We start from the raw sequence: 7,315 nt of genomic DNA on the forward strand, positions 1-7,315 counted from the left end.
CCCGTTCCGATGTCTGGCGTGGAAATTGGGGACAGCTGCCGGCTGGAAAACTCGCGATAACGACGGGGGCCTGTTGAAATGAGCTCGACCTGCCCAGTAACGGCTGCACTTGCTGTCGAGCATGAATGGCCCCGCTCGGTTCACGCTCCATCGCCAATGGATGATCGAATATGGAAGCACTCACTTACCTCGAAAACATCGAGTCGAACGCACGTACCTATGCGCAGACTTTCCAGCGACTGTTCGTCAGCGGCAAGGGCATGCGTATCAAGGATTCCAGCGGCCAGGAGTTCCTCGATTGCCTGTCGAACGCCGGAACACTGGCCCTGGGGCACAACCCACCCGAGGTCCGGGATGCGGTGATGCACTTTCTCCACAGCGATCACTTGCAGCAGGCATTGGACCTGGCGACGCCGGCCAAGCACGCATTCGTGCAGGAGCTGTTCTCGATGCTGCCGGCGAAAATGCGCGACACCAGCAAGATTCTCTTCTGCGGGCCCAGCGGTTCGGATGCCGTCGAGGCCGCGATCAAGTTGGCCCGCCACTACACCAAGCGCTCGCCATTGATGGCGTTTCACGGTGGCTACCACGGGATGACGGCTGGCGCCCTCTCGGCGATGGGCAAGCTGTCGCCCAAGACCGGCGATGGCCTGATCGCCCAAGGCACACACTTTCTGCCCTTCCCCTATCGGTTTCGATGCCCGTTCGGCACGAATGGCGAGCACACCGATCAGCTGTCCATCGACTACATCCGTACCGTCCTCTCGGATCCCGAAGGCGGCGTCGCCAAACCGGCGGCGGTCATCGTCGAGGTGGTGCAAGGCGAAGGCGGTTGCATCCCGGCCTCGACCAGCTGGCTACGGGCCCTGCGGGAAATCACCCTCGAGCAGGACATCTTGCTGATCGTCGACGAAGTCCAGACCGGCCTGGGTCGCACCGGCAGCACATTCGCCATCGAGCACGCCGGCATCGTTCCCGACATCCTGGTGCTGTCCAAAGCCATCGGCGGTGGCTACCCACTGGCGGTGATCGTGTATGCCGAGCATTTGGATACCTGGGGCCCTGGCATGCATGCGGGGACCTTCCGCGGCAATCAAGTGGCGATGGTCGCTGGCGCGGCCACAATGCAGCAAATCCGCAAAGACCATCTCGTCGCCCATGCCGCCCGGATGGGCGAACGATTGGAGAGCGGCCTGCAGGACATCGCACAGCGTTTTCCCTTCATCGGCGACATCCGCGGTCGCGGGTTGATGCTCGGCGTGGAAATCACCAAGCCGGCCGACAACCAGCGCGCCGGCCAGGCTGACGGCGCCCGGGCACACGCCATCAAGCTCAACTGTTTCGACAACGGCTTGATGATGGAAACCGGTGGGCGCCATGGCGCAGTGCTCAGGTTCCTGCCGCCCCTGACCATCACCGAGACCGAGGTCGGCATGGTGCTCGACCGCTTCGAGCAGGCGGTGAGAAAGGTCGGCGAGATGCGCCCGCAGGCGGCACGTGCAGCGGTATAAGGCGCCAGCCCCCCCCTGTGGCGAGGGGATTTATCCCCGCTGGGTCGCGAAGCGGCCCCAAAACCAGTCACCGCAAAGTATTAGGGTGATTGCACTCAGTTTTTCCGGGGCTGCTTCGCAGCCCAGCGGGGATAAATCCCCTCGCCACAGGGGGTTGTGTCTGGGTTCAAGTAATGGAGCCCGGCTCAGTCCCGCGCCAATGCATTGATCGGATCAAGCCGTGCGGCGTTGCGTGCGGGCACGAAGCCGAACACGATTCCGATGAGGGTCGAACAGACGACCGCGGTGACGATCGATCCCATCGAGAACACCATCTGCCATTCCTTGACGAAGATCGAAAAGACGTAGCCGATACCAAACGACAAAGCGATGCCGATCGTGCCACCCAGCAGGCAGACCATCACCGCCTCCACCAGGAACTGCTGGCGAATGTCGGACTGGCGTGCACCAACGGCCATGCGGATACCGATCTCGCGGGTACGCTCGGTCACCGAGACCAGCATGATGTTCATCACTCCGATGCCACCGACCACCAGTGAGATGATCGCAATCAACGAGAGCAGCAGCGCCAGGGACTGGCTGGTCTTCTGCACCGTCTGTAGCACGCTGTCGAGGTTGTAGGTGAAGAAGTCCTTGATGCCATGGCGTTGAGTCAGGAGCTTGACGACATTGTCTTCCACGACTTTGCTCGGTTGCCCGTCCTTGATCCGTACCGTGATGCTGTCCAGGAAGCGCTGGCCGAGCAACCGTCCCGCCGCCGTTTCATAGGGCATCCATACGTTCAGGTTCTTGTTGGTATTGAACACGCTTTTGCGCTCGTCGGTCACGCCAATGACCGTGCAAGGCAGGTTGTCGATGAGAATCACCTTGCCCAGTGGGTCGGTGTTCGGGCCGAACAATCGCTGACGGGTGTTATGGTCGATCACCACCACCTGTGACTGCCGCCGGGCGTCGTCCTTGCTGAACGCGACGCCGGAACCGATCTTGATCCCGCGGACCTGGAAATAGCTCTCACTGACGCCGTTGACGGTCGCATTGACGTCGATGTTTTCAAAACGCAATAACAGATTGCGCCCAACGTTGGGGGTCGCGCTGTCGATGTAGTACTGGTCGCTCAGGGCCGTCACATCGGATAACACCAGGGTTTCGATAGCGGTCGAGCGACTGTCCCCCCAATCGGCCCCGGGCATGATCTCGATCGTATTGCTGCCAATCGCCTGGATGTCCTTGAGGACATATTCCTTGACCCCTTCGCCGATGGCTACGATCGAGACTACCGAGGTGATGCCGATGATGATGCCCAACATGGTCAGCAGGGTCCGCATGCGATGGGAAACCAGCGCCACCCAGGCCATGTTGAACGCTTCGCTGAATAGCCCGAAGCTGGCGAGCAGGCCGTTCGCCGGCTTGGCCTTGGGCGGACGTGTGCCTTGCGGCGGCTGATCTTCCAGCGGTTGTTGAGGATTGGCCCGATCACTGACGATCTCGCCGTCGCGGATCTCGATGATGCGCTGGGCATGAGCGGCCACCTTTTCATCGTGGGTCACGATGATGACCGTGTGCCCCGCCCGGTTGAGTTCCAGCAGGATCTTCATCACTTCCTTGCCACTGGTGGTGTCCAACGCACCGGTGGGTTCGTCCGCGAGGATGATGTCACCGCCATTCATCAGGGCCCTGGCGATACTCACCCGTTGCTGCTGACCACCCGAGAGCTGGCTGGGCCGATTGCTCAAGTGCCCTACCAACCCCAGGCGTTTCAACAGTTCCCCGGCACGGCTGTGCCGTTGCGCTTCGCTCGCGCCGGCATAAATCGCCGGCATCTCGACGTTGTGCAAGGCACTCAGGTGCGGCAGCAAATGGTAGCGCTGGAAAATGAAACCGAAGTGATCCCGACGCAACACCGCCAGTTCCTGGTCGTTCATCGAACCGGTCTCGCGCCCGTCCACCTTGTAGCTTCCGGCGCTCGGATGGTCGAGGCAGCCAAGCACGTTCATCAAGGTCGACTTGCCGGAGCCGGACGCCCCGGTGATCGCAACCACCTCGCCGGCATTGATTGTCAGGTTGATGTCCTTCAGAGCGATAAAGGCCTTCTCGCCGGCGAGGAAGCTACGGGTGATGCCCTTGAGTTCCAGCAATGGTTGGGTCATGGTCAGGCTCCCGCCACGGCCGGGGTCGGCTCGCCGATAACGACCTTGTCACCCTCGGCCAAGCCATCCTTGATCTCGGCCCGAACGTTATTGTTGATGCCCATGCGCACGTTACGCGGCTGGGCCTTGCCTTCGGCATCCAGCACACGGACCACATAGCTGCCGTCCTGGTTTTTCGCACCCAGGGCAGCGACGGGAACCGTCAACACGTCATTGGCCTTGTCCAGGACGATACGGACCTGGGCCGTCATGGAAATGCGCAGGCGATGGTCAGGGTTCGGCACATCGAAGAGGCTGTTGTAGAACACCGCGGTATTTTGCTTCGACGCCCCGGCGTTCTGGGTCTCGAGGAAATTCTGCGGCGCAGGCTCAGTGCCGCGCAGCTTGGCGTAATAACGCTTTTCCGATTCCCCCAGGATGGTGAAATACACCTCTTGGCCAGGCACGATGTGGATCACGTCGGCTTCCGACACCTGCGCCTTGACCGTCATGGTGTCAAGGTCGGCGAGCTTGAGCAGGACCGGCGCCAATTGCTCGGCAATCACGGTCTGGCCTTCCTGCGTGACGATCCCCACCACATAACCATCGATCGGCGCGACGATGTGGGTATACGCCAGGTTGACCCGCGCCGTTTCCACTTGGATGCGGGCGTCCTTGATTTGCGCATTGAGGGAGAGCAGGTTCGCCTCTTCCACCCTGTAGTTGGACTCCGCGGTCTCGTACTCCTGCTTGGAAATCGCATCGTCCGGCTGCAGTTTCTTGTAACGATCATAGGTGGCCTTGGCGTCCTTGAGTTGCGCCGCCGTGGCCTGCCGCTTGGCCATCAGGTTCTCTTCGTTGACCAGGGCCTGGCGCAAGGAATTCTGCGCCAGCATCGGGTCGATTTCCGCCAGCCACTGGCCCTTCTTGACCTTGTCGCCCAGTTTGACCTTGAGCGATTTCAATTGGCCCGACACCTGGGCACCGACGTCGACCTGCTTGACGCCCTGGAGCGTGCCGGACGCCAGCACCGCGTTCTCGATGTCCGTGCGCTCGACCATGGCGGTCAGGTACTCCGGCGGTTTGCCCGGCGATTGCGCGCTGTAGAAAATCAGACCGGCCACCACGACCAGTACGAGCACGATAGCGATTTTGCGAAACTTCGACTTTTCCATAAATAACCATGAGTGCGTTGATTTCAGACCCGGCCAGCGTGGCACCGGGTTCCATGGATGCGTGTCAAGGAAGGACAGTCATACGCAATCACTGGCGGCCTCCTCGTCGAGCATGGGAAGGCCGTCCTGCCACCAGGCTGCCAGGTTGTGTACGTGGGGGGCCTTGAGGATCGTGAAGTGGTTGCCCGGACCGTACCAGATACTGAGGTCAGGGATATGCTTGCGCCATCCTTCGATCATTTGTTCCTGTTCGCGTTTGTTGCCAGCCGTGTCCAGGGTTGGGTCATTGGCCAGCACCAACCGCACCGGCCCGGTGTAGCGGTGTTGCGGTTGATAGACCGTGCGCAGGGCCGTACCGAAGGCCCGCGCCGGACCGCGCATGGCATCCACCGCCGAGCGTTGCGGCAGCATGCCGGCCCGAACCATGCCGGCATGCAGCAAGCGCATCTGCGCGGTATCGTCCTGGGTACCGAAGACCGTGGCATCGATGCCCAAGGACTTGCCGGAAGCCAACTGCATCGCCTCGATCAGCCGATTCAGCACCCCCGTCGCGGTATAGGGCTTGCCCACCACGCCGTTGCCTCCCGGCGACTCACTGTCGATCAGCGTCAACGAGGCCACCTTGCGACCCCGGGCATGCAGGCGGGCCGCCATCTCGAACACGATCCAACCACCGAAGGAATGGCCGAGCAGATGCACCGCCCCCTCCGGTTGTACCTTGTCGATTGCGTCGAGATACGCCTGGGCGGCGGTTTCCACGAGACTGAAAGGCTCGGTGCTGCCGTCCAGTCCACGGTGTTGCAACCCATGGATAGGCCATTCCGGACCGAAGGCGTCGGTCAGCCCGATAAAACCGGTCACGCTGTCGCCAGCCCCCGGCACGCAGAAGATCGGCGCCCGGTCGGCACGTCCGCCCTGGATTGTCAGCAGCGGTTGGTAGCGGCTCTTTGGCGAAGGTGCCGGACGTGTCGCAACGCTACCCAGCGCATCACTGATGGCTTGGCCCAGTGCCTTGACCTGTGGCGCCTGCATCATCGTCTGGTGGTTGCCCGGGACCGTGACGCCGTGCATCTGCGCCTTAGGCAGGACCGCGTCCCAACCCAGGTAGCCGGAATGTTCAGGCGCGTCGTCTTTGCGCTCCTCGGCAATCAGCAGGTGGACCGGCACGGAGATCGGATAGACCGAGTAATGGGCCAACGCATGACCGTGGGCGACCTCGCGATCCAGGTACTGCCAGAGCTGGGCCACGCTGTACTCCGCCAGCTCAGGCGGGAGAAGGCCTTCGTCGTAACAGTGTTGCACCAGGCCTTCGAACGCGAAGTCGTTCAGTCGAGTCTGCAGGCGGGCCAGTTTTTCGAGCACCAAGGCGAGCTCCGCCTCCTTCAGGACACCGGCGTTCCAGAACACCTCGCAGCGGTCCAGCAAATGCCGTGCGTGGGCTTCAGCCGGTGACCAGCGTTCCCTGCCCTGGTCCACCAGCCGTGGCAGGTAGCTGTCGATCAGGCCGAGGAACTCGACCTCTTCGTCCAGGCCAACGAGCTGGATGGCGATCTCGTAGGCCAGCACGCCGCCGAACGACCAGCCGGCCAAGCGATAAGGGCCCTGTGGCTGTACCGAGCGGATGACGCCCACCAACCGTGAGGCCAGGCACTCCATCGTCAGCAACTGCGGTTCGCCCCACGGGATGGCAGGCAGGCCATAGACTGGAATATCCGGATCGATGTGCTTGCCCAGCATCGGGAAGTAAAGATCCAGGCCGCTGAACTCATGCACCAGGAACAGCGGGTTCTGCTGGCCGGTGGTGCGCACCGGTATAAAAGCCTCCTGCACCTGGACTTCGGTGCTGCGGATCTGCAGCAACAATGCCATGGAGGCGACGCTTTCGTGCTGGAACAACTCGGCCAGCGACACCGTCAGGTTGGCTTGGGCCAGCAACCCCAGCAAACGGACCGCCAGCAACGAATGCCCGCCCAATTCGAAGAAATTGTCGTGACGACCAACCTGCTGCAGGCCCAGCACGTCTTGCCAGATCTGCGCGAGCACGGTTTCGAGCTCACCTTGCGGAGCCTCGTAGACACGGCTGAAGACAGAGGCCTGGTCCGGTGTTGGCAAGGCCTTGCGGTCGAGCTTGCCGTTGACGGTCAACGGCAAGGCATCGAGCCGCACGTAGGCCGCCGGCACCATGTAATCCGGCAATTGCCCCTGCAAATGAGTACGCAGCGTCTCGATGTGTGGCGCAACGTCCAGATCCCGTGGCGTGAAGTACGCCACCAGGCGCTTCTCGCCCGGGACGTCTTCGCGCACCAGCACCACGGCGTCCTTGACCGCGTCATGCTGGCCGAGCCGGGCTTCGATCTCGCCCAGTTCGATACGGAAACCGCGGATCTTCACCTGGTCGTCGTTGCGGCCCAGGTAATCCACCGTGCCGTCCGCGCGCCAGCGGGCCAGGTCGCCGGTGCGATACAGCAAGGCACCGGGATCGGCATTGAACGGGTCTGCAACA

General features: G+C 62.0%; 4 protein-coding genes. 1 reads left to right on the top strand and 3 read right to left on the bottom strand.

Annotation, left to right across the window (positions count from 1 at the left end; all coding sequences use genetic code 11):
- The first annotated feature begins 170 nt into the window (after positions 1–170).
- On the top strand, positions 171–1,511 hold the full coding sequence (locus AC09SL_RS24735) for a diaminobutyrate--2-oxoglutarate transaminase family protein (RefSeq protein WP_058544862.1): 1,341 nt from the start codon (positions 171–173) through the stop codon (positions 1,509–1,511).
- 185 nt (positions 1,512–1,696) lie between these two features.
- Here the strand turns inward: AC09SL_RS24735 and AC09SL_RS24740 are convergent, their stop codons facing one another.
- From AC09SL_RS24740 to AC09SL_RS24750, 3 genes are all read right to left on the bottom strand, one after another.
- Positions 1,697–3,658 carry a MacB family efflux pump subunit gene (locus tag AC09SL_RS24740; protein WP_058544861.1) on the bottom strand — a complete coding sequence of 654 codons (1,962 nt, stop codon included), beginning with the start codon at positions 3,656–3,658 and terminating at the stop codon, positions 1,697–1,699.
- 2 nt (positions 3,659–3,660) lie between these two features.
- The gene (macA, locus tag AC09SL_RS24745; protein WP_058544860.1) at positions 3,661–4,812 is read right to left on the bottom strand and encodes a macrolide transporter subunit MacA; all 1,152 of its coding nucleotides are present in this window, start codon (positions 4,810–4,812) and stop codon (positions 3,661–3,663) included.
- A gap of 78 nt (positions 4,813–4,890) precedes the next feature.
- A partial coding sequence (locus tag AC09SL_RS24750) for a thioesterase domain-containing protein (protein ID WP_479571961.1) occupies positions 4,891–7,315 on the bottom strand: 2,425 nt, incomplete at its 5' end.

This window comes from Pseudomonas sp. PF05 (assembly GCF_056521845.1).